Origin of the sequence: Sutterella seckii, from assembly GCF_009183815.1 — a bacterium.
GTDB lineage: Bacteria > Pseudomonadota > Gammaproteobacteria > Burkholderiales > Burkholderiaceae_F > Sutterella > Sutterella seckii.
In genome coordinates this window covers 1-782 of sequence record NZ_WEHX01000212.1, presented here as the reverse complement: position 1 = coordinate 782, position 782 = coordinate 1, and the positions used below count along the sequence as shown (strand labels likewise).

Here is a 782-nt window from a genome sequence, read left to right as displayed (position 1 = left end):
TCAATACCGACCGCGCAAGCATCGATGCTTTCGCCGCCTGGTGCCGTGAATGCAATCCCGACATCATCCTTATGGAATCAACCGGGTCATTGTGGCAGAGCCCGTACGAAGCCCTCGAGAGAGCCGGCTTCACTTCTGAGCAGCTGGCTCTGATCAATGCCCGCGACGCCAAAGCGGCAGCCGGCCGCAAAACAGACCGCAAGGACGCATCACGTCTGGCGTCTCTTGCCCGAACGGGAAACTTCAAAAAATCCTTCGTGCCGGAGAAGGCCTTTCGTCTGCAGCGCGTCATTCCACGTGATCTGCAGAAGAACAGGAATGACATTTCCCGAACTTCCAATCGTTTCGGCAAGTCTCTGATCTCACGGATGCCCGGCCTACAACGGTATTCAGCGACATCCGCGGAGGCCAAAGCTGCCAGCCTCATCCTGATGGCCAAGCTCAGAGATGATCCGCACTTGTTTGATGTCATCAAGCAAAACAGCCGCCGGTGCGGCAAGCCCTGAACAGATCATGCAGCGCTCGACTTCGAAATCGAGCCAATGATGAAGGAGCAGATTCTGGCGCTCCGGAAAAAGATCGATCAGCTCGAGGAGTACGACCGAAGCACTTTCGAAAGGCTCCGCCAGCTGCAGGCTCCCTACGAGAAGGACATCCAGCTGCTCATTACCATAACGGGGATTCAGGAACGCTCGGCCCGCATGATTTACGCCGAACTCTGTGCGGATTTGAAGGACCACTTCCCCACGTCAGAGCAGTTTACTTCCTGGCTCGGCATTTGC

Annotated in this window: 2 protein-coding genes; both read left to right on the top strand. The window is 56.1% G+C overall.

The genetic code is table 11. The features are described 5' to 3' along the window. A partial coding sequence (locus tag GBM95_RS11890) for an IS110 family transposase (RefSeq protein ID WP_152159277.1) occupies nt 1–506 on the top strand: 506 nt, incomplete at its 5' end. A gap of 36 nt (nt 507–542) precedes the next feature. Continuing rightward, on the top strand, nt 543–782 hold a 240-nt coding region (locus tag GBM95_RS11885; RefSeq protein WP_152159276.1), incomplete at its 3' end, for a transposase.